The sequence below is a fragment of the Rhodococcus gannanensis genome (assembly GCF_042681175.1).
GTDB classification, from domain to species: Bacteria; Actinomycetota; Actinomycetes; order Mycobacteriales; family Mycobacteriaceae; genus Rhodococcus_G; species Rhodococcus_G gannanensis.
Genome location: NZ_JBHUFB010000020.1, coordinates 219,043 through 243,213 on the forward strand (window position 1 = coordinate 219,043; position 24,171 = coordinate 243,213).

The following is a 24,171-nucleotide window of genomic DNA, read 5'->3' on the forward strand; positions in this document are numbered from 1 at the left end:
GAGCGGGATCGGGGGACACGCCCTGGTCCTTCGGGGGGGACGCGAAACCCCGGCCGCACAAATCCGGAGGTCTGCGCGTCACCCCTGCTAGCGTCGGGTTTCGAGCACTCCGGAAGGCGCCGTCGCGAGAAGGAGCTTCGTGAACCTCTGGAACTACCTGCAGGGTCGAGGTGGGTTTCTCGCGTTCCTGACCTATCAGCATGCGTCGCTGGCCTTCCAGACCGTGCTGGTGGGAACCCTGATCGCAATCGTCATCGCCGTTGCGGTGCACCGCCTTCCACTGGCCTCGGCACTGACCCTCACCAGCAGCCGCGTCGCACTGACCATCCCGTCTCTCGCTCTCCTCGCCCTGCTGATCATCCCGTTCGGGCTCGGCGTCGTTCCGTCGTTCGTGATGCTGACGTTCTTCGCGGCGATGCCGGTGATCGGCAATGCGATCGTCGGCCTGAGATCGGTGCCCGACTCGCTCATCGAATCCGCCCGTGGAATCGGGCTGTCGCGCAGTCGCATCCTCGTCACGGTGTCGTTGCCGATCGCGTGGCCGGTCATTCTCACCGGGATCCGCGTGTCCACCCAGATGATCGTCGGTGTCGCCGCCATCGTCGCCTACGTTCTCGGACCTGGACTCGGGTCACTCATCTTCAACGGACTGTCACGGCTCGGCGGAACCAACTCGGTCGAAATGGCCTTCACCGGAACCGTTCTCATCGTGATCGTCGCACTGGTCTTCGACGCCCTCCTCGTCCTCCTGGGGCGCCTGACCATCTCGAAGGGACTGCAGTGACCGAGAACCGTGCCGTCACCGGCGCCTCCATCCGCCTCGACGGCGTCGTCAAGCGGTATCGCGGCCAGTCGAAGCCGGCGGTGGAGTCGATCGACCTCGACATCGAAGCCGGTCAGGTCGTGGCCTTCGTCGGCCCTTCCGGTTGCGGCAAGACGACGACGCTCAAGATGATCAACCGCCTGATCGAGCCGACCGCCGGCCGCATCCTCATCGGCGACCGCGACGTCACCCACGAGAATCCCGACAAGCTCCGCCAGTCGATCGGCTACGTCATCCAGTCGGGCGGGCTGTTCCCGCACTGGTCGGTGGCGAGGAACATCGGCGCCGTCCCCCGGGTTCTCGGATGGGACGGCAAGCGCATCGAGGAACGCACCGAGTACCTTCTCGACCTGGTCGGACTGGACGCCGACACCTTCCGTGACCGGCTCCCGAAGGACATGTCGGGTGGGCAGCAGCAACGGGTCGGCGTCGCGCGGGCCCTGGCCGCGGACCCTCCTGTACTGCTGATGGACGAGCCGTTCGGCGCAGTCGACCCCATCACCCGGGTTCGCCTGCAGGACAGCCTGATCGCCATCCAGCACGAGCTGGCGAAGACCGTCGTCATCGTCACCCACGACTTCGAGGAGGCGACGAAGCTCGGCGACAAGGTCCTGATCCTGTCCGAAGGCGGGCACATCGAGCAGTACGCGACGCCGGAGGAGATCCTCGCGACACCCGCGACGCCGTTCGTCGAAGAGTTCGTCGGGTCCGGCGCCACCCTTGCCCACCTGACGCTGTCGAGGGTCAAGGACGTCGACCACGACGCGGTGGTGACCGCGCGCGTCGGCGAGTCGTCGCACGAGGTAATCGGCCGGGCGCGGGCGCGCGGAGCCACCTGGATCGTGGTCGTCGACACCCACGGACGCCCCCGCGCGTGGCCCTCACTCGACGAAGTGGCGACCAAGGAACGGATCTCCGACTACCTCGATCCGAGACTCCCGGTGGTCGCGCCGTCGTCGACACTCAACGATGCGCTCGACACGATGCTCGCGGCGAGCCAGGGCGGTGTGCTCGTCACCGACGGGCGCGGCGCGGTGACCGGCTCGCTCACCATCGCCACGATCATGTCCGTCATCCGTGGCCAACTGTCCGACGCCCGCGCGGACGACGGACACGTCACCTACACCGGATACGACGAACACGGGCGGGGCGACGACGGGCCGCCCGAAGGCGAGGTGCGCGCACCATGACCCGACTCCGCCGTGCCCCGATCGACGTGTGGTTCGAGCCGCTGATCATCGTCGTGCTCGGCACCGGCTACTTCCTGTGGTACCGGTCGACGACGTTGACAGCAACCGAGGAGGCGTCCCTCGGTTGGGATGCGCTGCGTCTGACGATCCTCGACCACATCCGCCTCACGTTGACGGCCACCGTGATCGTGGTGGCGATCGCGATCCCATTGGGCATCCTGCTCACCCGAGGCTCGGCGAGACGCCTCAAACCGATCGCGGTCAACATCGCGAACATCGGTCAGGCGGCGCCGGCCATCGGCCTGATCGTGCTGCTCACCATGTGGCTGGGGACCGGGTTCCGCACCGCGGTGATCGGGCTCGTCGCGTATGCCGTGCTCCCGATCCTGCAGAACACGATCGTCGGCCTCGACCAGGTCGACAAGCGCACCGTCGAGGCCGCGCGGGGAATCGGCTACTCCGCGCCGCGCACCCTCGTACAGGTGGAGTTGCCGCTCGCCGTCCCCGTCATCCTCAACGGTGTCCGCACCGCCCTGGTGATCCTCGTCGGAACCGCGACCCTGAGCACGTTCATCGGCGCCACCAGTCTCGGCACCCTCATCACCACCGGGGTGACACTGTTCCTGCCGAAACTGCTCGTGTCCGGGGCCGTGCTCGTGGGTCTGCTGGCACTGACGATCGACTGGCTCGGTCGGCTCGTCGAGCTGGCCGCGACCCCGCGAGGGCTGGCGTGATCCGCCGCCTCCGCTCGGCGGCCGTCGCCGTCCTCGCACTCGTCGCACTGTCCGGCTGTGGGCTGGTCAGCTCGTCGGGTACTTTCCGGGACGCGTCGCTGCCCGGAGGCGAGCAGCCCCTCGACGGAGCGGATCTCGTCGTGACCTCGAAGAGTTTCACCGAGGGCGTGCTGCTCGGGAAGATCACCGCCACCTATCTGGCCGCCGCGGGAGCGGACGTCACCGATCTCACCGGAGCGCCCGGGTCCGCGTCGTCCCGCCAGGCTCAGCTGAACGGCGATGCCGACATCCTCTGGGAGTACACGGGAACCGGCTGGGTGAACTATCACGGCCAGACGGAAACCGTGTCCGATCCCGCCGAGCTGTGGCAGCGGGTGCACGACATCGAGCTGCAGGAGAACGACCTCGTGTGGTTGCCGCCCGCGAACTTCAACAACACGTACGCCTTCGCGGCCTCCGCCGACACCGCGCAGCGACTCGGCGTCACCACACTGTCCGACGTCGCACAGCTCCCACAGTCCGAACGCACCTTCTGCGTCGACGACGAGTTCTACAGCCGCGCCGACGGATTCGTGCCGATGCTCGAGGCGTACGACATGCCCCTCGGAGCTCCGGACGGCGTTCTGCCGCAGAACGTGACGAGGATGGATGCCGGCGTGGTGTACACCTCGACCGCGCGCAGCGACCCCTGCAACTTCGGCATGGTGTACACCACCGACGGCCGGGTGAAGAACCTGGATCTCACCGTCCTCGAGGACGACCGGGACTTCTTCCTGCCGTACAGCGGCACCGCGGTCGTGCGCCGCGAGATCCTCGAGCAGCACCCCCAGATCGCCGACCTGATGGCGGTGATCTCGCAGCGACTCACCGACGACGTGATGCAGGAGTTGAACGGCCGCGTCGACATCGACGGAGAGGACCCGGCGGACGTCGCGTACGACTGGCTCACGAGCGAAGGACTTGTCGACTGACCGGTCGACGTCGAGGTCTCTCGGGCTCGGCTCACCTGGACGGCGCGACCGAGTACTCCCCCGCGGCCTGGGCCGTCATCCGCCAGCCGCCGTCGACCTTGTCGAACTCGACGTCGGACAGGTTCACGGTGTGCACCGCCGGACGGTCGGTACCCGGATACCAGGCCTCCACCAGACCGGTCCCGACCCCGGTGAAGCCGGTGCCCGTCAGCTCGGTGAGCTCACCCGGGACGGCGCGGGGGTAGGCGTGCGAGAGGACCTCGGCCACCGGCTCGACGAGGCCGAGCGGTTCGCCGGACGGGCAGTCGATCCGGTTGAGGTTGTTCTGTTCCTTCTCGGTGTTCCCGTCGCGGACCACGTGCGGATCGCCACACGCCTGCGCCCACGACCACCAGGCACCACCGATGCGGTACCGGTTCATCTCGTCGACGAACCGGGCCGCGTCCTCCGCCCGGTCGGCGGGCTCACCCCACCAGCCCCACTCGCCGGTCCACAGCGGGGCGTCGTAGGTCGCCGCAGCCTGCGCCGCGATGCGGAATCCCTCCTCCATCGTGGGGAAGTCGCTGCTGACGGTGATCGACTGGCTGTAGAGGTGCGGCGAGAACACGATCAGCGGATCGGCGAGGTACCGCCGCGGCGGCAGCGCGTCGAGCCCGAAGCCCGACCACACCGCGCTGGGTTCGAACACCACCAGGTGCGGGAAGCCGCCTGACTCCGCCGCCCGGATCGCCTCGATCGCACGCTGGTAGAAGCGTCCGATCTGGTCGGCTGCGGCGATAGGCTCACGCAGCCCCGGGTTGGGCTCGTTGAGCAGGTCGTAGCCCATCACGGCGGGCTCGTCGCGAAACTCCGCGGCGAGCTTCGCCCAGGTGGCGACGAGGTGGCTCTGCACGCCACGTTCGTCGTCGTAGAACGCCTGGAACGCCCTCGCCACCGCAGGCGACACCTCACGGACCCCACCGACGGTGCAGGTCGTCCAGCCGTCGCTCAGCGTCGCCCACTCGGGCGCGCCGTCCCACCCGATCCCGGGCTCCGTCAGGGGCGGGCACTGCTCGCCGGGCGGTGTGCCGACCGACTTGCCCCACGCGTCCTGGTGCATGTCGAGCAGCGTGTAGAGGCCGTGGTCCTTCGCGTCCTGCACCGCGGTCCGAATCCGGTCCACGTACGCCAGGTCGAACGCGCCCGGAGTGGGTTCGAGCGCGGACCATGCGACGTTCAACCGGACCACGTTGAAGCCGAGCGCGGCCATGCGCGCGAAGTCGTTGCGCTCCAACGGGGCAACCGTGGGCAGGCCGACGCCGTTGTCGGCGTAGTCGTTGAGTTGGTTGACGTTCACGCCGCGTAGCAGCACGGTCCGGCCGTCGACGTCACGGATGGTGCCGTCCGAGACCGTCAGCCGTGGCAACGTCCACGATCCTGTGTCGGCGGCCTGAGCCGCCGGTGCCAGTCCCAGGGTCAGCGCGGCGGCGGTCAGCACCGTCAGCAGCGGCGAGAGAATCGATGAACGCACGGGCGCCCCTCCTGAACGATCGTCCAACTGTTCAGGTCAGGGTAACCAGCGACGGGCATCGCCGAGGGCAAGATGCGATTCATGATTCCGGTACTCGGCAGATGTCCCGGACTCGCAGAGCAATGTCCCCTCGGGTCATGTCTGTCGGCGCGCCGCCGTCCGTCAGCGCCCCGGAACCGGACAGGCGTCGGCGGCCTCGGCGACGATCTGCGGCATCGGCGACACTGCAGGGCGTCGCCCCGCCTCCCACTGCTCTCCCGTCAGCGGCTCCTCGCCGGCGAGGTCGGCCATCTCGTCTCCGGTGAACGCCCGCCCGCGGCTGAGGAACCGCAGTCCTTCCGGTGTCTCCAGACTGAACCCGGACCCTCGGCCCGGGACGACGTCGATCACGAGTTGCGTGTGCTTCCACAGGTCGAACTGCGGCCCCGAGATCCACACCGCGACCGCGTCGCCGTTCTCGGGGAGCGTGGTCGGCGCCTCCGAGGCTCCGAGGCGCAGATCCAGCAAGCCGACCAGGACGTCACGGTCACCGACGATGAACTCCCCCGCGGGGTAACACATCGGTGCGGAGCCGTCGCAGCATCCGCCGGACTGGTGCATCATCACCGGGCCGTGGGCGGCGACCAGCCTGCGAAGCAGGTCGGCCGCCGCCACGGTCGCGACGATGCGGGGTGGTGCGCTCACCGGAAGTCCAGCACGACACGGCCGTCGACCTTGCCGGCGCGCAATTCGTCGAACACGTCGTTGATCTCGTCCAGGCTCCGGCTGTGCACCGTCGGACGAATCTTCCCGCGGGAGTAGAAGTCCAGCGCCTCCACCATGTCCTGCCGGGTTCCGACGATGGACCCGCGAATGGTCAGACCCTTGAGGACGGTGTCGAAGATCGGCGCCGGAAAGTCGCCCGGTGGGAGCCCGTTGAAGGCGATGGTGCCGCCGCGCCGCGCCATGCCGATCGCCTGCCCGAACGCCTTCGGGTGGACAGCCGTCACGAGAACGCCGTCGGTGCCGCCGGTGGCCTCCTGGATCTTCGCGACCGGATCCTCGTTCGCCGCGTTGACGAGTACCTCGGCACCGTACTTCGCGGCGAGCTCGAGCTTGTCGTCTGCGACGTCGACGGCGGCGACCCGCAGGCCCATCGCCGTCGCGTACTGGACCGCGACGTGTCCCAGTCCGCCGATTCCGGAGATGGTGATCCACTCACCCGGCTCGACGTCGGCCACCTTGATGCCCTTGTAGACGGTCACGCCCGCGCACAGGACGGGGGCCACTTCGATCAGGTCGGCGCCGTCCGGGATGCGCGGGGCGAAGCGGGCGTCGACGAGCATGTACTCGGCGAACGATCCATTGACGGAGTAGCCGCCGTTCTGCTGCTTCTCGCACAGCGTCTCCCAGCCGGTGCGGCAGAAGCGACACTCCATGCACGCCGACCACAGCCAGGCGTTGCCGACCCGCTGGCCGACGGTCAGCTCGGTGACGCCCTCCCCGACCTGGACGACGGTGCCGACGCCCTCGTGTCCGGGAACGAAGGGCGGGCTCGGCTTGACCGGCCAGTCACCGTCCGCCGCATGGAGATCGGTGTGGCAGACACCGCTGGTCTCGAGTTTCACCAGTGCTTGGTTCGGTCCCGGGACGGGGATCGGCAACTCCTCGATCCTCAGGGGTGCACCGAACTCGTGAACTACCGCTGCCTTCATCGTGTCGACCATCGTGTCCTCCGTGGGGGTCGTGGGGTCGTTGTGATTTGACCGGTGGGGGTGTCGTGCGGGTGATCGCAGGGACGGCTGTTGTCGGGTCGGGTGGTGGTAGACGCGGCGCCCGCCGTGGAGGGGGGTGTACGGCGGGCGCCGCGTCGTTCTCCCAGCCGGGGGTGGGCCGGGAGAAGCACGGATCAGAAGAAGCCCTGCGCCTTGGGTGCGTAGCTCACGAGCAGGTTCTTCGTCTGCTGGTAGTGGTCGAGCATCATGTGGTGGTTCTCGCGGCCGATGCCGGACTGCTTGTATCCGCCGAACGCGGCGTGGGCCGGGTACTGGTGGTAGGTGTTGGTCCACACCCGGCCCGCCTCGATGTCGCGGCCTGCGCGGTACGCGACGCCGCCGTCCCGCGACCACACGCCCGCGCCGAGTCCGTAGAGGGTGTCGTTCGCGATCGAGATGGCGTCCGCGTAGTCCTTGAACGAGGTCACGGAGACGACCGGGCCGAAGATCTCCTCCTGGAAGATCCGCATCTTGTTGTTGCCGGTGAACACGGTCGGCTGGATGTAGAAGCCACCCGAGAGGTCGCCGCCCAGGTCGGCGCGCTCACCGCCGGTGATCAGCTTGGCGCCCTCGGACTTTCCGATCTCGATGTACGAGAGGATCTTCTCGAACTGGTCATTCGACGCCTGCGCACCGATCATCGTCTCGGTGTCGAGCGGGTCGCCCTGCCGGACCGCCTTCGTGCGGATGGCGGCCATCGCAAGGAACTCGTCGAAGATGTCCTCCTGGATCAGCGACCGCGACGGGCAGGTGCACACCTCGCCCTGGTTGAGGGCGAACATGGTGAAGCCCTCGAGCGCCTTGTCCTGGAAGTCGTCGTTCGCGGCGAGGACGTCCGAGAAGAAGATGTTGGGGCTCTTGCCACCGAGCTCGAGGGTGACCGGGATCAGGTTCTGCGAGGCGTACTGCATGATCAGGCGGCCGGTGGTGGTCTCGCCGGTGAACGCGATCTTCTTGATCCGGTTGCTCGACGCGAGCGGCTTGCCCGCCTCGGTGCCGAACCCGTTGACGATGTTGACGACGCCCACGGGCAGCAGATCGCCGATGAGGCCGAACAGGTACAGGATCGACGCCGGGGTCTGCTCGGCCGGCTTGAGCACGACGGCGTTGCCCGCCGCGAGCGCCGGTGCGAGCTTCCACACGGCCATCAGGATGGGGAAGTTCCACGGGATGATCTGGCCGACGACGCCGAGCGGCTCGTGGAAGTGGTAGGCGACGGTCTCCGAGTTGATCTCCGAGAGCGAACCCTCCTGTGCGCGAATGGCACCCGCGAAGTAGCGGAAGTGGTCGATCGCAAGCGGGATGTCGGCGTTGAGGGTCTCCCGGATCGGCTTGCCGTTGTCCCAGGACTCGGCGAGCGCGATCGACTCGAGGTTCTCCTCGATCCGGTCGGCGATCTTGTTGAGGATGACGGCCCGCTCGGCCGGCGACGTCTTGCCCCAGGCCGGGGCGGCGGCGTGCGCAGCGTCGAGAGCGAGTTCGATGTCCTCTGCGGTGCTGCGCGGGATCTCACAGAAGACCTTGCCGGTGACCGGGGTCGAGTTCTCGAAGTACTGCCCCTTGACCGGGGCGATCCACTCGCCGCCGATGTAGTTGCCGTACCGAGGCTGGAAGGACATGAGCGCTTCGGCTGTACCCGGACGGGCGTAGACGGTCATCGGAACTCCTGTCGTCATGCATCTGATGGTGTGATCCAGAACACTACGACCGCGAGGGTTGCAACCACGTTGCGTACACGCGGTCAGTGCCCGAACTGTTCGTCGAAGATGGCGATTCGAGCTCTGACCTGGTCGTACATCGGCGATCGACGATCGATCGACGACAGATACGCGGACCAGGCCGCCGAATCCTCGCGGCCGTCCGGAGTCGCGGTCCACCGTGCCAGCAGGGACTCGTCGGCCGATCGCAGCAGGGCCGCCCGCATCCTCGCCCGCAGCTGGTCGCGGATCTCCTCCACACCCGGCGCCACGGAACCCGGCAGCACCGGACCGCGATACGCAGCCAGCGCCGCGGCCGCGTCGCCGCGATCGAGCGCCCGTCCCACGTCCGCGACGTCGCTGCCGAGTTCACCGCGAATCCGGTACGGGCGGGACTCGAGTCGCTCGGCACCGAACACCTTGCGCAGGCGGGACATCTCGGCCCGGACGGTCACCGAGTCGAGTTCGGCCTCGTCCAGCAGCACCGCCAGCTGGTCGCCACTGACCCCCTCGGGCCGGTGGGCGAGGATCAGCAGGATCTCGGCGTGCCTGCGGGACAGAGCGATGCGGTCGCCGCCGACGACGAGCGTCGGGCGCTCGGACCCGAGCACCGCCAGCCGCGGGTGCGCCTCCGGCGTGTGCATCCCGTGTGCGTCCGGCAGGTACAACCCGGGCGAGCTCAGCAGATTCAGCCGCAACTCGGCCTCGGCGGCGGCGACGGTCGCCCGCACCAGCGCCAGCACGTGCGGCTCCGCGACCCGCGGGCCTCCGGTGATGTCGATGGCCCCGAGAATCCGCCCGGTCACGGGATCGTGGACCGGTGCCGCCGAACAACTCCAGTCGTGGACGGCGGAGCTGAAGTGCTCCGCACCGAAGATCTGCACGCACTGGTCGACGGCGAGCGCCGTGCCGGGCGCGTTGGTCCCGACCCGGTCCTCGCTCCAGTCGGCGCCCTCCACGAAATGCATCGAGACGGCGCGATCCCGCGCCGTCGAGTCGCCCTCGACCCACAGCAGCCGGCCGGCCGCATCACTGATCGCGACGAGCAACCCGGTGTCGGCGATGTCCTCCACCAGAAGTTTGCGCACCACCGGGCGGATCGGTGCCATCGGATGCGTGGACCGGTACCGCTCGAGCTCGACGCCGTCCAGGTCGAGGTGGTCGCCGACCAGGTCCGGGTTCACACCACGGTCGCGGCTGCGCAGCCAGGAGTCGAGGACCACCGACCGCACCGGCCCACCCGGACGGTCCTGTCGAATCGCGTGGTCCCCGGACACGAAGGCACGGTGCGCGGACGACACGGTGCGGGCGAGTTCGGCGACGTCGTCCCCCGGCCGGACCGCCACCCACGGATTGCCGTGCGGGGTGGACGACTGCAGGGCCATGCCCCCACTGTAACGCCAGTCACAGCGGGATGGTCCGCCCTTCCCCACCCGCCGACCTGCTGGTCAGGCGTCCAGTCCGGCGACGAACCGCGCGACCCGCTCCGCGACCATGACGACCGTCGCGTGCGGCCCCCTGCTGGGCAGCGACGGAAGCACCGCACCGTCCCCGATCCACAGTCCGTCCACACCGACGACGCGGCACCGCTCGTCCACGACGGCGTGCGGATCGTCCGCCGACCCCATCCTGCAACTGCCCGACAGGTGCATCGAGGTGCCCAGTCCGGCAAGCGGATCCGTCGCGGCTCCGCTGTCCGCCGGCTCGCCGAGCCCGGATGCCGCGAGCAGTTCACCGGCGAGGTCCAGTCCCGCGGCGAGTGCCGACCGGTCCGCTCCCTCGCGCAGGTACCGGTACCGCACCAGCGGCGGAACCGCCGGGTCCGCCGATCGCAGGACGATCTCGCCGCGACTGCGCGGGCGCATCAGTGCGACCCCGATCCGGCCGAACGGATCGTCGACCCCGGGGACGGTCAGACCGAACGGCGCGGTGTACGGACGCAACTCCAGATCGTCGGTCTCCAGGACCACCTGGAGGACGGCCTGGTCCGGCCGGGGTGGACCCGGGTCTGCCGGCCGGTACGCGAGCGTCACCTCGGGATGGTCCTCGAGTCCCTGCCCCACGCCCGGCAGGTCCACGGCGATCGGCAGCCCGAGTCGTGAGAGTTGTTTCGCCGGACCGATTCCCGAGTGCATCAGCAGGTGTGGTGTGCCGACTGCACCCGCGCAGAGGACCACGGTCCCGGCGCACACGAGGCGCGTCCTGCCGTCCTGCTCGACCTCGGCTCCGACCACGCGGTCCCCGTCGCGCACCAGCCGCACCGCCCGCGCGCCGGCGTGTACCCGCAGGTTCGGGCGATCGAGATGCGGGGCGAGGTAGGCGTCGGCGGTGCTCACCCGGACGCCGTCCCGCGCGTTCAGCGGCACCGGCCCCACACCGGCGGCGTCGGGCTCGTTGAGGTCGGCCCGGTAGTCGAATCCGGCAGCGGTCGCGGCGTCGACGAACGCCGCGCCGACTCGATGCAGATCGGCGGACGCGGTGCGGGTGACGGGCATCGGTCCGCTGTCGCCGTGCCAGGCGCGGTCGCCGAAGGGGTCGGACTCGAGCCGGCGGAAGTGCGGCAGCACCTCCTCGTAGGACCAGGATCGCGGCCACCGGGTGAAGTCCTCCGCCGTCGCACGCACGAAGTAGCCACCGTTGACCGCACCGGAACCGCCGACGACGCGGCCGCGGGCCAGCACCGTCTCGGGGCCGTCCTCGCGAAGCTGTGCGGGGTACCGCCACACCACCTCGCTCGCCGGGCCGACCGGCAGGACACCGAGCTGTCCGGGCGCCCCCGTCCGCGGCCCGGCCTCGACGAGCGTCACCACGCAGTCGGGGTCCGCGCTCACCCGGCCCGCCACCACACACCCTGCCGAACCACCGCCGACGACCAGGACGTCGGCGTACGACAGGTCCTCGCTCACCGGGTCAGGCGCGGAGTCAGCGCGGCCCGACTGCGGTGGACGATCGCACCGCGCCACAGGCCGGTTCCGTAGGCGAGGTCGTCGAGTCGCTTGTAGGCCAGGTGCCGGACCGGTCCCAGCCCGCCCGGTTCGCGATGGGTCCACCAGTCCACGGCGCCCTCGGCGACGGCGACGGTGAGGGCGATGCGCCTGACGCGGGTGGAGCACAGGGCCGCGAGCACCGTCACCGGCCAGTAGTGCCTGCACATCGCCGAGGCGAGCTGCCAGGCACCGCCCGCCATGCCCTGGATGGCGAGCACGGTCGCGATCCGGGTGGGCCGGTCCAGGTCGCCGAACGTCCGGCGCAGCCGGTACACCGTCACCGCCTGGGTAGCGAGGGCGCCGACGAACCCGATCCTGGTCCCGGTCGCCGCGAGCAGCCACGCGAGCATCGTCCACACAGACATCGCCAGCGGCGGGACCAGGCCACGATGCCGGGACGCCAGCGGGGCGGCACCGGTGCCGTAGAACATCTTGCGGCCGAACCACTTACGGAACGCCACGCGGTGGTCGTGGGCGACGTGCGCGACGGGTTCGTAGCGCAGCCGCCACCCCGCCTCGTGGAGCCGCCAGCACAGGTCGACGTCCTCCGCGACGCGCATGGACTCGTCGAACCCGCCCGTGTCCTCGAGGGCGCGCTTGCGGACCAGCATCGCTGCGCTCGGGACGTACGACACCGCCCCACCCGCGCGGACCGGCCCCTCCTTGCGCCCCAGGTCGAGTGAGGACCGCGCGTGTTCGTAGCGTGCGAGCGAGCCACCCTCCGGCGCGAGCGCCACGATCCGCGGGGCCACCATCGCCACCGCCGGATCGCTGAAGTGCCCCAGCATCGCCTCCAGCCAACCGGTGCGCGGCACCACGTCGGAATCCAGGAAGGCGACGAATCCGGTTGTCGCCTCTGCCATTCCGGTGTTCCGTGCCGCGGCCGGACCGCGTGCGACGTCGTGGCGGATCACCTGCACGCCACCGCGCTCCCCCTGCACCGGCGGTGTCGTCACCGGAACCTCGGAACCGTCGTCGACGACGATCACCCGGAGCCCGTGCAAGGCGGGCAGCAGCCGGTTGAGGCCGGCAACGTTGTCCTTGACGGGGACGACGACCGTGACGTCCTGGTTCGGCGGGGAGCTCATCGGCCGGGGGTTCGCCACGCCGGAGTCGAGCAGCCGACGGGCAACCTCCGCGGACTGGTGGTCGACCACACGCAGGTACCCGTCGCCGATCATCGCGGCCGCGGTCGGAGCCAGCTTCAGCATCCTGGTCGGCGAGCCGCCGATCAGGACCCGACCGTCGGAGAACGTGCGCACCGTCGGGTCGAGGCGAACCCCGAATCCGTCGGGCAGTCGAGCGTGACGCATCAGGCGATCGTATTCGTATCTGGGCTCACCGCAACATCCCGCGGCCATCCGGATCCCATCGGCGCACCGCATCCGCAGCTCGCGTGCACATCTGCTCGAACACCCGTGCCCCCTCCTCGGCGCTCGCGCCCCTCGGGTCGCCGAGGACGCCGTTCGCGCTGACCGACGCCACGCCGCCGCTCCGGAGCTCGGGCATCAGCTCGGAGATCGGCCGGATGTTCCCGCTCTCCAGCCGGTCGGAGCGCACGTCACCGGGCGAAAGGTGCAGCAACAACGACGTTTCCGTCCGGCCCGCGTGGGCGTCGCCGCCCGGGACGGCGCACGGGAGCCAGGCCGCGTCCCGGCCCTCGTAGCGGAGCAGCGCCACCGCCTCCGCCAGTGCGGGCCCGTTGCCGCCGTGTCCGTTCACGAACAACACGCGCGGCGACCAGCGACACGCCGAACGCCCGTACTCCACGATCACCGATCGGAGCACCTCGCTGCCGATCGACACGGTGCCCGCGAACCCCTCGTGCTCCCCACTCGCCCCATAGGCGATCGCGGGCGCCGCCACCAGCCCCGGCAACCGCCCGGCAACCGCCGTGGCGATCCGGCTGTCGGTGTCCAGCGGAAGGTGCGGCCCGTGCTGCTCGACCGACCCGACGGGCACCGCCAGTCCGGGCCGACCGGCGTCCACCTCCGCCCACGTAGCGTCCACGAGAGGTGTCGGCAGGTCGGGCGGGACGGGCGTGTCGGACATGGCTCCGATGCTATGCACAGGCGCTCCCCCGCCGCTGCCCGGGTGTCACAGCGCCGCGGCGGCCCGACGGCCCTCGACGACGGCGGCGTGCGCCCGGCGGGGCGCTAGGGCGTCACCGATCCGATGCACCTCGAACAGGCTGCCGGACAACTCTTTCCACAGATCGTCCACCGGCTGTTGATGGACGGAGCAGACGACGGAGTCGAACTCGGGCTCGGTGACGTCGCCCGTCGGATGATGGAGCAGTCGTACCCGCAGTCCGGACTCCGCTGCGTCGACGGCCATCGGCACCACGTCGGTCCACAGCGCGACACCCGCGGCGTGCGCGCGGCGTTCCCACCCCTCCATGTCCAGGGTCAGTCCCAGGTCCTGTCCGACGACCAGTGCGGGGGTGGCGACGGTGACCGCACAGCCACGCGCCGCGAGTGCCTCCGCGACGGACGTGCCCTGGTGGAATCCCAGTTCGTCGAACACCAGTACCCGGCCCGTCGGCGCGGCGCGGCCCTCCAGGACGTCACGTACGTCGACGACCTCCGCCCGGTCGCCCGCCCACTCCGGTCGGCGGGGCCGCGCGCCGGTCGCGACGATCACGACCTCCGGGCCGAGGCGGTGCAGGAGGTCCGCGTCGACGGTGACCGCGGTCCGGACGACGACTCCGGCCCGGCGGCACTCTCTCTCGAGATCATCTGCCATGGTGCCGAATTCGCCGCGAGCCGGAGCTGTCGCGGCGGTTCGCACCTGCCCGCCCAGCCGCTCGTCGCTCTCGAACAGCGTGACGTCGTGCCCGAGCGCGGCGGCGCTGGCCGCGGCCTGCATCCCCGCCGGCCCGCCACCGACGACGACGACCTTCCGCCCACGGCGCCGCGGCGTCGGCAGCGGCACCGCCTCGCGTCCCGCATGCGGGTTGACCACGCATCCGAGCCACCGGTTCATCCCGACCCGGCCGATGCACTCCTGGTTGCAGCCGAGGCAGGTGCGGACGTCGTCGGATCCGCGGGCGGCCTTGGCGGCGAAGTCCGGATCGGCGATCTGCCCGCGCGCCACGCCGACGAGATCGCAGTGTCCCTCGACGAGGGCCTGCTCGGCCTGCGCGGGCGCGGTGAAGCGGCCGACACCGATCACGGGCAGCGACACCGCACGGCGAATCGCGTTGGGCACGAACAACGCATAGCCGCGCGGAACGGCCATCGATGCCTCGATCAGGTGCAGCGTCTGGGTCGCCATTCCGATCGAGGTGTTGAGGTAGTCGACGTGACCGGACGCCTCGAGCATGCATGCCACGGACACGGCCTCGTCGATGTGGATGCCGTCGGCGATCGACTCCTCTCCCGTCAGCCGCACCCCGACGACGAGGTCCGGTCCGACGGCTGCGCGGACCGCCGCGACCACCTCCAGCAGCAGGCGCGCGCGGTTGGCGAGCGGCCCGCCGTGGTCGTCGGTGCGCCTGTTGGCCTGTGGCGACAGGAAGGCCCGCAGGATCGACGACTGCGATGCCTGGATCTCGACGCCGTCGAATCCGCCTGCGCGACACCGCGCGGCGACAGCGGCGTAGCTCTGCACGAGCTCCGCGATCTCGGCCTCGCCGATCTGCCGGGGAACCTCGCGGAACAGCGGGTCAGCGACGGGGCTCGGCGCCCACAGCGGGAGGCGGGTGTACATGCCCGAGCCCTGTCCGCCGTTGTGGTTCAGCTGGGCGAGGACCACGGCGCCGTGAGCGTGCACGGCCTCGGTGATCCGCCGGTAGCCGTCGAGCACCTCGGGGCGGTGGCCCTGGATGACCTTCTCGTACGGCCGGTCCGACGGGTGGACGCAGTGCTCCTCGGTGATGATCAGTCCGGCGCCGCCCCGCGCCCGCGCCTCGTAGTAGGCGGCGTGCTGCTCTCCGGGAAGCCCGTCGACGGCCGCGTTGGTGAGGTGCGCGGTGAACACGACGCGGTTGCGCAGCGTGCGGGGACCGACGGTCAACGGCGACAGCAACGTCGGGGCCGTCACGGCGTCCACCCGGCGACGAGTTCCGCGGCCGCGGCCCGCCCCTCGCGGACGGCCTCGGCGACGGTGCGGGGGGCGACGCAATCCCCGGCGGCCACCCACCCGACGCCCGACACGCCGGCTCCGGCGATCCGCACCAGATCGTCGTCCGGGAGCCGGTGACCGCAGTCGATCACGGCGGTGGCGGCGATCGTCGTCCGCTCCCCCGTGTGGACGTGTTCGAGTTCGACGCGGCCATCGGCGATCCCGACGATCCGGGACCGCAGGTGCCGGGCAACGCCTGCCCGCTGGAGTCGTCCGTTCGCATCGGCGAGGTCACCGGTGCGGCCCAGCTGGGTGCCCAGCACCGGATCGGGGGTCACGACCCCGACCGTCCCGCCCGCTTCCGCCAGCAGTTCCGCGGTCGCCACCCCGACCGGTCCCCCGACCGGGTCCCAGACCAGAACCCCGTTCCCGGCACCGGGCATCGGCTGCCTGCCCGCCGTCACCTCGGCGGCGGTGTGGACCGAAACGCTCCCGTCCCCCGGCACCGGCCATGTGGCGGCAACGCTGCCGGTCGCGAGCACCACCGCGTCCGCGGCCACCACCTCCGCCGCCGTCACGTCGTGGCACAGCTCGACACGGACCCCGAGCCGCAGGCATTCGTCGGCGAGCCAATCCGTCAGCGCCGACAGCCCTTCCCGATCGCCCACCGCCGTCCGCGCGACCATCCCGCCGAGCCGGGACTCGCGCTCCGCGATCCGGACCCGACGTCCGGTGGCGGCCAGCACCCGCGCGGCCTCGAGCCCGGCCGGACCCCCGCCGACCACCAGCACCTCCCGCGCCGCCCCCGCTGCCACTGGCTGAACGGCACATTCATCTTGACCAACCGCATGAACGCCACCTCCAGCCGAACCTGCGGCCAATGGCTGAAAGCCACATTCATCTCGACCAACCGCATGAACGCCACGTTCAGCCGAACGGGCGGGCAGTGGGGGCGGGTCGCTTTCGGCCGGGGTCGGGTTTCCGATGCAGGACACGAGCGGATTGCGGGGGTCCCGGACCAGGCACTCCTGGTTGCACAGCACACACGGCCGCGGCCGCCGGCCCGCGCGGACGGTACGCACGAGATCGGGGTCGGCGATCTGGGCACGCGTCATCTCGACCAGATCGGCGACGCCGTCGTCGAGGGCGCGCGACGCGGCGTCCGGGTCGACGACACTGCCCTGCAGGACGACGGCCACCCGGCCCGCGAGCGCGGCGCGCACCTTCCGGGCGGGTTCCACGTTGAACATCGCGGGCACGTGGTGGTCGGGCCGGTACCGGGTGACGGTGGTGGGCCCGCCGCGCACGACGGTCACGAGGTCGAGCGAATCGGCCAGCGTCCGAAGGTGTTCCACCGCGTCGTCGACGGTGATCCCACCCCAGGGGGCGAGTTCGTCGCAGGACAGGCGCAGGGCGAGGACGCGGTCGCGTCCGACGACGTCTCTGACGACACCGACTGCCTCACGCAGCAGTCGCGCCCGGTCGGTGCCGTATCGGTCGAGGCGCAGGTTCGTCAGCGGTGAGAGGAACTGCCGCAGCAGCGCGGTCGGGCCTGCGTCGAGTTCGACGCCGTCGACGCCCGCGGCGACCGCGACCGCCGCCGATTCGGCGAACCCGGCGAGCACCGCCGCGATCTCGGCTTCACCCATCTCGGCGGGCATCTCGCGGCTGACGACGTCGGCGACCGGGGACGGCGCCCACAGCACCGACTGTGAGTATGCGCTCGACCCCTGCGATCCGTGGTGGCCGAGTCCGGCGAGGACGAGGGTGCCGTGTGGTCGGCACGCCTCGACGACGGCGCGCCAGCCCGGCCCGCAGTCCGCGGCGAGCGGGGCGCGCTCGTACGGCCAGTCGTCCGCGCACACGGATGCCGTTTCGGTCACCACGACGCCGCACCCGCCGCGTGCGCGGGCCTCGTAGTACAGGGTGTGCCGAGACGAGAGGGACCGCCGCACACCGAGATTCGTCTCGTGAGCGCCGAAGACCACCCTGGACTGGGCGATGCGCCCGGCCAGGGTGGTCTTCGAGGTCAACAGGTCGAACAGGCTAGACCCCGAGATCGCGGCGGAAGCCGTCCGGGATGACCAGATCCTTCGCCGACAGGTCGGCGATGTTGGAGTGCCCGAGCCCGAGGACGGCGGAGTCCACACCGCCACGCAGGATGTCGAGGACGTTCTCGACACCGGCCTGCCCGTTGGCGGCCAGGCCCCACAGGTACGCGCGGCCGATCATCACGGCGCGGGCGCCGAGCGCGAGTGCCTTGACGACGTCGGAGCCGCGGCGGATGCCACCGTCGAGGACGACCTCGAGCTGCTCGCCGACGGCCTCGGCGATCGCGGGCAGCGCCCGGATCGGCGCCGGGGTGCCGTCGAGGTTGTTGCCACCGTGGTTCGACACCGAGATGGCGGTGCATCCGGCGTCGACGGCGCGCTTCGCGTCGTCGACCCGCATGACGCCCTTGAGCATGAACGGGCCGTCCCACTGCTCACGCAGCCACGCGACGTCCTCCCAGGTGGGCAGCGGGGTGCCCATCCACGACCCGTACGCGCCGAAGAACGTCGGAGCCGGGCCGCCGTCGGCGGGCGCGAGGTTGGGGGTGGTCAGGTCCGGGATCGACCCCGACTTCGCGAACTGCGCCAGCCACTTCGGGTGCAGCAGCCCCTGCAGCGCGTTCGCCCGCATCGCGGCGAAGTCCATCTTCTCGGGAATCGCCGGGGACCCCCAGTCGCGGCCCATCGAGAAGGACCAGTCGAGCGTCATGATCAGGCCGGTGGCACCCGCCTTCTTCGCGCGGTCCATCCGGTGCAGCAGCTCGTCCCGGGTGCCGACCCAGTACATCTGGAAGAAGGTCTGCGGGTTCGCGGCCACGACCTCCTCGACGGACTTGGACGCGAACGACGACAGCCCCATCGCGACACCGCGCGCTGCGGCGGCGCGAGCGACGGCGACCTCACCGTCGGGGTGCACGGCCTGGACGCCGGTCGGGGAGATCATCACCGGGAAGGACAGCGGCTGCCCCATCACGGTGGTGGACAGTTCCCGCTTGTCGGACAGCCCGGCGACGTGCGGGGCGAAGCCGAGCTCCGCGAACGCATCGAGGTTGTCGGCGGTCGTCAGACCCTTCTCGGAGCCGGCGACGAGCGCCATGTACACCGGCTTCGGGAGCCGCTTCTGGGCCCGCCGCTGCGCCTCGGCAACGGTCTCGAACCACGCATTCTTAGCCATCGAGATTCCTCTATTTCATTCCCGCGAGCGGGTTTTCGTCACAGATCTTGGCCGGAGGCCGGGTGGTGAGCAGCGTCAGCGGCACGGGGGCCTGCGGGACGCGACGCTCGGCGCGCTTGCCGGTGCGCGAGTGGTCCTGGCTGGACTTGGGGACGCTGCGGTCCGCGGCGAGCGCCGATTCGCCGTAGCCCTGAACGCATTCGGGGTCGGGACCGTCCATCGGCAGGCCGGTGAAGAACTTCGCCGCCATGCAGCCGCCGCGGCACGCGTCGTAGTGGTTGCACTTGGAGCAGGCGCCACCGGTCTGCGGGGACCGCAGGTCCTGGAACAGGTCCGAGTGCTGCCACACCTGCTGGAAACCGCCGTCGGACACGATGTTTCCGGCGAGGAACTGGTCGTGGATGGCGAAGGGGCAGGCATAGACGTCGCCGATCGGGTCGATCAGGCACACGACGCGGCCGGCGCCGCACAGGTTCAGCCCGGGCAGCGCGTCACCGTACGCGGACAGGTGGAAGAACGAGTCGCCGGTCAGCACGCCCTCACCGTTGGCGACCAGCCAGTCGTAGAGCTCGCGCTGCTGCGCCTGAGTGGGGTGCAGTTCGTCCCACACGTCGGCACCACGGCCGGACGGGCGCAGTCGGGTGATGCGCAGTGTCGCACCGTACTTGTCGGCGAGCGCCTTGAACTCGTCGAGCTGGGAGACGTTCTGGCGGGTGACGACGACGGAGATCTTGGCGTCCTTGAAGCCCGCCTCGGCGAGGTTCTCGAGTGCCCGCACCGCCATCGCGAACGAGCCGGGTCCGCGGACCGCGTCGTTGACCTCCGCGGTCGCGCCGTCGAGAGAGATCTGCACGTCAACGTAGTCCGACGCGGCGAGCCGGGCGGCGACCTTCTTGTCGATCTTCACGCCGTTCGTGGAGAACTTGACGCCCACCTGGTGCTCGGTGGCGTAGTCGACGAGCTCCCAGAAGTCGGAGCGCACCGTCGGCTCGCCGCCGCCGATGTTCACGTAGAACACCTGCATCCGCTGCAGCTCGTCGATGATCGCCTTGCACTGCTCGGTCGACAGCTCACGCGGATCACGCCGACCCGACGAGGACAGGCAGTGCACGCACGACAGGTTGCAGGCGTACGTCAGCTCCCAGGTCAGGCAGATCGGGGCGTCGAGGCCGAGCTCGAACTGGTCGACCAGGCGGCCGACCGCGGGCGGCGGAGTGGTGGCGGGCGGTTCCAGAACAGAGGTCATGGGCTGTGTCCTCGTCAGACGTAAGAGTGGGTGGCGGCGGTCAGGCTGCGGATGCCGCGGCCGCCGGGACGATCATCTTCGACTCGGCCAGGGTGGCCAGAGCGCGCGCGTAGATGTCGATACGGGCGTCCTCGATGCCTGCCGCGCGAATCGCGCTGCGGGCGTCGGGGTGGTCGGCCAGCGACTTCACGATGCCGACGATGGTCACGTTCTTCAGAAACGACAGCTTGCGGGTCCCGAAGTGGTAGAGCAACGCCCCGAAAGGTTCGGGGCGAAGCGCCACCTGCGGGTGCAGCTGCCACCCGGTGTCGAGGTTCACGGTCAGTACACGCCGCACATGCCGTCGATCGAGACCTCTTCCACGAGCGACTCCTGGACGAGCTCGGTCTCGGTGACTGCGGACTCACGAGTGTCGGACATCGGGTTGCCTCCTGTGTCAGGGTTGTTGCGGTCTCAGCGACATTCGCTGTGACTCGGCTCACCACCATAATGGCATCGAGTGCAGAATAAAAGACCGGAGGAAGAATTGACGCGAACCCGCAGGTCGGAAGGCGGAAAAGTGGGTCGTCGACCGTCGACGACCCCTGACGAGATCAGCAACATCGCCATCGCGCTGTTCGCCGAACGCGGCTTCGACGAGACCAGCGTCGACGAGATCGCGGAAGCGGCGGGCATCGCCCGCCGCACCTTCTTCCGGTACTTCCCGTCGAAGAACGCCGTGCCGTGGGGCGACTTCGACAATCACCTCGCCGACATGCGCGAGCAGCTCGCGAACCTGCCCGCGGACATCCCGCTCGCCGAAGGCCTGACCACGGCACTCCTCGAGTTCAACCGGTTTCCCCCGGACGTCGCACCGATTCACCGCCAGCGCATGGGCGTGATCCTCAACGCACCCGCACTGCAGGCGTACTCGATGGTCATGTACACCGGCTGGCGTGAGGTCGTCGCCGAGTACGTCGCGGCACGGACGGGCGGCAGCACGACCGACCACTTCCCCAGAACCGTCGGCTGGATGATGCTCGGCACCGCCCTCGCCGCCTACGAACAGTGGCTCGCCGACGAGAGCCTCGAGCTGACCGAACTGCTGCGCGCCGGCAGCGAGATCCTGGCGAACGGCCTGGCGGCGCTGCCCCGACCGACCGACAGGTAGCCCGGTCCGGCAGATCCCCTGGCAGCAAATTCTCGGGACCGCCCTTCCCGACCGGCCGATCCGACCTAAACTTGAGCCAGTGATGGTCGGCACCGAGCCGACCCGAACACTCGCCATGGGACGCGCGATGACGGAGAAGTCCGTGATCTTGGGTCGGCCCGCCGGACGAAACACCGGCGCCGACTCACGGACGACCGGCGCCACACACGGCAACCTGTCCGAGCAGGAGATCGTGAGTGCGGCGCTGCGCGTGATCCACCAGGACGGACTGGAGAAACTGTCCATGCGGCGCCTCTCCCGCGAGCTCGGCGTGTCCGCGATGGCGCCCTACTACTACGTCACCGACAAGCACGAACTGCTCGATCTCGTCGCCACGGAGGCCCTCGGCGGTATCACCGCCCCCGATCCGGGCCCCGCCTGGACCGAGCGACTCCGGCTCCTGATCGACCAGATCGACGAGCGACTGTCGACCTATCCCGGTCTCGGGGAGGTACTGCTCGACCGGATGCTGAAATCGCAACGCCACCTGGTCGCGCTGGTCATGGACATCCTGTTCGACGCGGGGTTCTCCGACCGCAACGTCTACTGCGCCTACGCGACCATCCACACCTACCTGTACGGGCGCAGCGGCGTCACCACCCAGGACCCGACGATCCCGGACCGCAACAGCCTCCCGGAGCCGATCGCCCGCGCGACCGAGCACATCGACCGGATCCACGGCTCCGACGTCTACCGTTTCGGGGTCGCGACGCTCATCGCCGGACTGCAGGCGCAGCTCGAACTCCAGCAGGAACACCAGCAGGATTGACCGTTCGTCCCGGTTGCCGGGAACACTCGTTCACGACTTACCATCCAGCTGGTTCCATGCTGTCTGCTAGTCTGAAAAACTAGAACACGTTACAGAACGTGCACCACGCCGATTGCACCACCCCGAGAGGATCGACCATGACCACTGTTGACGTTCCGCACAGCTCACGGTCGGTTGTGCTGACAGTGTCGGGGGTCGTGGAGGAGACGGCAGACGCACGTTCGCTGGTGTTCGCGGTCCCGGACGAGCTGCGCAGCCGCTTCGAGTACAAGCCCGGGCAGTTCCTGACCCTGCGCATCCCGAGCGATCGCACCGGCTCGGTCGCCCGTTGCTACTCCCTGGCGAGCTCCCCGTTCGGCGACGGCGACCCCAAGGTGACCGTCAAGCGGACCGTCGACGGCTACGGATCCAACTGGCTGTGCGACAACGTCAAGGTCGGCGACACCATCGAGTTGCTGCCGCCGTCCGGAGTGTTCACCCCGAAGACCCTCGACCACGACTTCCTGCTGTGGGGCGCGGGCAGCGGCATCACGCCGGTCATCTCCATCCTCAAGTCCGCGCTCAGCCAGGGCAGCGGCCGTGTCGTCCTGATCTACGCCAACCGCGACGAGAGCTCGGTGATCTTCCGCGACGAGCTTCGCGACCTCGCCGCCCAGTACCCCACCCGCCTGACGGTGGTGCACTGGCTCGAGTCGCTGCAGGGACTGCCGACCCCCGACCAGTTCGCCACCCTCGCGGCGCCCTTCACCTCGTTCGAGTCGTTCATGTGCGGGCCCGGTCCGTTCATGGACACCGTCCACAAGGCCCTCGCCGAGGCGGGCGTCCCGCGCAACCAGGTGCACGCCGAGGTCTTCAACTCGCTCGCCGGCGACCCGTTCCAGGACGCCGCGCCGGTGGAGGTCACCGAGGAGGAGGCCGCCGACGCCGCGACCGTCTCCGTCACCCTCGACGGCGAGACCCACGAGCTGAGCTGGCCCCGCAAGCAGACCCTCGTCGACATCATGCTCGCCAAGGGCCTGGACGTGCCCTACTCCTGCCAGGAGGGCGAGTGCGGGTCCTGCGCCTGCACCGTGCTCCAGGGCAAGGTCGAGATGGAGAACAGCGAGATCCTCGACCCGGAGGACATCGCGGCCGGCTACATCCTCGGCTGCCAGGCCAAGCCCCTCACCGACCGCCTCGAGATCGAGTTCTGACGCGCCGCCGCGCGGTGCTGCACCGTCATCCCGGTGCGACACCGCGCCGCAGTCGCCGGTACCGGGCGCGGGCGTCCGGGTCGAGGTGCTCGGTCGCGTAGCTCAACGCGGTCGCCCCCATGTCCGAGGCGTACTCGTCCAGGAATCCGGTCAGCAGTCCGCGGTCGACCCGCTTGCCCACCTCGCGGAGCATCCAGCCCACCGCCTTCTGCGTCAGATCACGACGGTCGGCGAGTACCCGAGGTGCGAGTTCGAGTGTCGTGGTCGCGTCCCCCCGGCGGATGAACCCGAACGTGGTCAGCAGGGCGACCCGCCTGCGCCACAGGTCCTCGTCCGCGCCGAGTTCGAAGACCGTTTCCCGCGGCCGGTCGAACAGCCAGCCCCCGAGAATCCGCTCGGCGGACGAGTCGACGAGGTCCCAGTTGTTCACCCGCCCCCGCAGCACCGCGTCGAGGTAGAACACGGCGATCCGTTCGCGCAGCCCGTCGTCGCGGGTGCGCGCCGCACTCGCCTTCTCGAACCGCTGCACCAGGATCAGCAGTCCCGCCAGCCGGTGCTCGTGCACGGGACTGCCCAGGAGCCTGTCGACGTCCGGGAGCGGCAGGTCGGCGAAGCGCTTGGCGATCTTCCTTGTCGCAGGCACCGCGACGCCGATGAATTCGTCCCCTTCGCCGTACTCGCCCGGCCCCGTCTTGAAGAAGCCGCGTGACACCGCCGCGCGGCCCTCGTCGGCACTCTCGGCGAGTGCGCCCACCACGTCGTCGTACATACCTCGACCATGCCATGAACATGCCCGTCTTCCTGGGCCGACACAGTTG

Annotated in this window: 22 protein-coding genes; 7 read left to right on the forward strand and 15 right to left on the reverse strand. The window is 69.9% G+C overall.

The annotated features are described in order from the left end of the window. Window positions 1–139: 139 nt before the first annotated feature. From ACFSJG_RS21800 to ACFSJG_RS21815, 4 genes are read left to right on the forward strand one after another with little or no spacing between them, the layout of a single operon-like run. On the forward strand, window positions 140–784 hold the full coding sequence (locus ACFSJG_RS21800) for an ABC transporter permease (RefSeq protein ID WP_378487329.1): 645 nt from the start codon (window positions 140–142) through the stop codon (window positions 782–784). Further along, the gene (locus ACFSJG_RS21805; RefSeq protein WP_378487330.1) at window positions 781–2,013 is read left to right on the forward strand and encodes an ATP-binding cassette domain-containing protein; all 1,233 of its coding nucleotides are present in this window, start codon (window positions 781–783) and stop codon (window positions 2,011–2,013) included. Before ACFSJG_RS21800 ends, ACFSJG_RS21805 begins: the two co-directional genes overlap by 4 nt. After that, window positions 2,010–2,747: an ABC transporter permease gene (locus ACFSJG_RS21810; RefSeq protein ID WP_378487331.1), complete on the forward strand. Its 738-nt coding sequence runs from the start codon at window positions 2,010–2,012 to the stop codon at window positions 2,745–2,747. The genes ACFSJG_RS21805 and ACFSJG_RS21810 overlap by 4 nt, the downstream gene beginning before the upstream one ends. Then, window positions 2,744–3,718 carry a glycine betaine ABC transporter substrate-binding protein gene (locus tag ACFSJG_RS21815; RefSeq protein WP_378487332.1) on the forward strand — a complete coding sequence of 325 codons (975 nt, stop codon included), beginning with the start codon at window positions 2,744–2,746 and terminating at the stop codon, window positions 3,716–3,718. The genes ACFSJG_RS21810 and ACFSJG_RS21815 overlap by 4 nt, the downstream gene beginning before the upstream one ends. A gap of 31 nt (window positions 3,719–3,749) precedes the next feature. Here the strand turns inward: ACFSJG_RS21815 and ACFSJG_RS21820 are convergent, their stop codons facing one another. From ACFSJG_RS21820 to mftA, 14 genes are all read right to left on the reverse strand, one after another. Further along, complete coding sequence (locus ACFSJG_RS21820) at window positions 3,750–5,228, reverse strand: glycoside hydrolase family 5 protein (protein ID WP_378487333.1); 1,479 nt, start codon at window positions 5,226–5,228, stop codon at window positions 3,750–3,752. Between the two features lie 162 nt (window positions 5,229–5,390). Continuing rightward, a complete protein-coding gene (locus ACFSJG_RS21825) occupies window positions 5,391–5,912 on the reverse strand; it encodes a DUF779 domain-containing protein (protein WP_378487334.1) in 522 nt (173 codons plus the stop codon). Continuing rightward, window positions 5,909–6,934, reverse strand: coding sequence for an alcohol dehydrogenase AdhP (gene adhP, locus ACFSJG_RS21830; RefSeq protein ID WP_378487335.1), 1,026 nt, complete (start codon window positions 6,932–6,934; stop codon window positions 5,909–5,911). The genes ACFSJG_RS21825 and adhP overlap by 4 nt, the downstream gene beginning before the upstream one ends. A gap of 182 nt (window positions 6,935–7,116) precedes the next feature. After that, window positions 7,117–8,640: an aldehyde dehydrogenase gene (gene adh, locus ACFSJG_RS21835; RefSeq protein WP_378487914.1), complete on the reverse strand. Its 1,524-nt coding sequence runs from the start codon at window positions 8,638–8,640 to the stop codon at window positions 7,117–7,119. Between the two features lie 83 nt (window positions 8,641–8,723). Further along, window positions 8,724–10,064 carry a GAF domain-containing protein gene (locus ACFSJG_RS21840; RefSeq protein WP_378487336.1) on the reverse strand — a complete coding sequence of 447 codons (1,341 nt, stop codon included), beginning with the start codon at window positions 10,062–10,064 and terminating at the stop codon, window positions 8,724–8,726. Between the two features lie 63 nt (window positions 10,065–10,127). Next, a complete protein-coding gene (mftG, locus tag ACFSJG_RS21845) occupies window positions 10,128–11,585 on the reverse strand; it encodes a mycofactocin dehydrogenase MftG (protein WP_378487337.1) in 1,458 nt (485 codons plus the stop codon). Further along, the gene (gene mftF / locus ACFSJG_RS21850; RefSeq protein ID WP_378487338.1) at window positions 11,582–12,979 is read right to left on the reverse strand and encodes a mycofactocin biosynthesis glycosyltransferase MftF; all 1,398 of its coding nucleotides are present in this window, start codon (window positions 12,977–12,979) and stop codon (window positions 11,582–11,584) included. Before mftF ends, mftG begins: the two co-directional genes overlap by 4 nt. A gap of 25 nt (window positions 12,980–13,004) precedes the next feature. Then, window positions 13,005–13,718, reverse strand: coding sequence for a mycofactocin biosynthesis peptidyl-dipeptidase MftE (gene mftE / locus ACFSJG_RS21855; RefSeq protein ID WP_378487339.1), 714 nt, complete (start codon window positions 13,716–13,718; stop codon window positions 13,005–13,007). A 45-nt stretch (window positions 13,719–13,763) separates the two neighbouring features. Then, window positions 13,764–15,710 (reverse strand): mycofactocin system FadH/OYE family oxidoreductase 2, encoded by a 1,947-nt coding sequence (locus ACFSJG_RS21860; protein ID WP_378487340.1) that lies wholly within the window; start codon window positions 15,708–15,710, stop codon window positions 13,764–13,766. Beyond that, window positions 15,707–17,764, reverse strand: coding sequence for an oxidoreductase (locus ACFSJG_RS21865; protein WP_417716670.1), 2,058 nt, complete (start codon window positions 17,762–17,764; stop codon window positions 15,707–15,709). Before ACFSJG_RS21865 ends, ACFSJG_RS21860 begins: the two co-directional genes overlap by 4 nt. Before the next feature lie 13 nt (window positions 17,765–17,777). Further along, a complete protein-coding gene (gene mftD / locus ACFSJG_RS21870) occupies window positions 17,778–18,956 on the reverse strand; it encodes a pre-mycofactocin synthase MftD (protein WP_378487341.1) in 1,179 nt (392 codons plus the stop codon). A 10-nt stretch (window positions 18,957–18,966) separates the two neighbouring features. After that, entirely contained in the window at window positions 18,967–20,202 is a 1,236-nt protein-coding gene (mftC, locus tag ACFSJG_RS21875) for a mycofactocin radical SAM maturase (RefSeq protein ID WP_378487342.1), read from the reverse strand. Between the two features lie 40 nt (window positions 20,203–20,242). Then, window positions 20,243–20,539, reverse strand: a complete 297-nt coding sequence (gene mftB, locus ACFSJG_RS21880) for a mycofactocin biosynthesis chaperone MftB (protein ID WP_007531746.1) — start codon at window positions 20,537–20,539, stop codon at window positions 20,243–20,245. After that, window positions 20,524–20,622 (reverse strand): mycofactocin precursor MftA, encoded by a 99-nt coding sequence (gene mftA / locus ACFSJG_RS21885; protein ID WP_378487343.1) that lies wholly within the window; start codon window positions 20,620–20,622, stop codon window positions 20,524–20,526. The genes mftB and mftA overlap by 16 nt, the downstream gene beginning before the upstream one ends. A 106-nt stretch (window positions 20,623–20,728) precedes the next feature. Between mftA and mftR the strand changes: the two genes are divergently transcribed. From mftR to ACFSJG_RS21900, 3 genes are all read left to right on the forward strand, one after another. Next, on the forward strand, window positions 20,729–21,352 hold the full coding sequence (gene mftR, locus ACFSJG_RS21890) for a mycofactocin system transcriptional regulator (RefSeq protein ID WP_378487344.1): 624 nt from the start codon (window positions 20,729–20,731) through the stop codon (window positions 21,350–21,352). Window positions 21,353–21,434: 82 nt separating this feature from the next. Further along, window positions 21,435–22,160 (forward strand): mycofactocin system transcriptional regulator MftR2, encoded by a 726-nt coding sequence (gene mftR2 / locus ACFSJG_RS21895; RefSeq protein WP_378487916.1) that lies wholly within the window; start codon window positions 21,435–21,437, stop codon window positions 22,158–22,160. A gap of 137 nt (window positions 22,161–22,297) precedes the next feature. Next, window positions 22,298–23,353 carry a 2Fe-2S iron-sulfur cluster-binding protein gene (locus ACFSJG_RS21900; protein WP_378487345.1) on the forward strand — a complete coding sequence of 352 codons (1,056 nt, stop codon included), beginning with the start codon at window positions 22,298–22,300 and terminating at the stop codon, window positions 23,351–23,353. Between the two features lie 25 nt (window positions 23,354–23,378). Here ACFSJG_RS21900 and ACFSJG_RS21905 read toward each other — a convergent pair whose 3' ends face one another. Beyond that, window positions 23,379–24,122, reverse strand: a complete 744-nt coding sequence (locus tag ACFSJG_RS21905; protein ID WP_378487346.1) for a DNA alkylation repair protein — start codon at window positions 24,120–24,122, stop codon at window positions 23,379–23,381. Window positions 24,123–24,171: the final 49 nt, after the last annotated feature.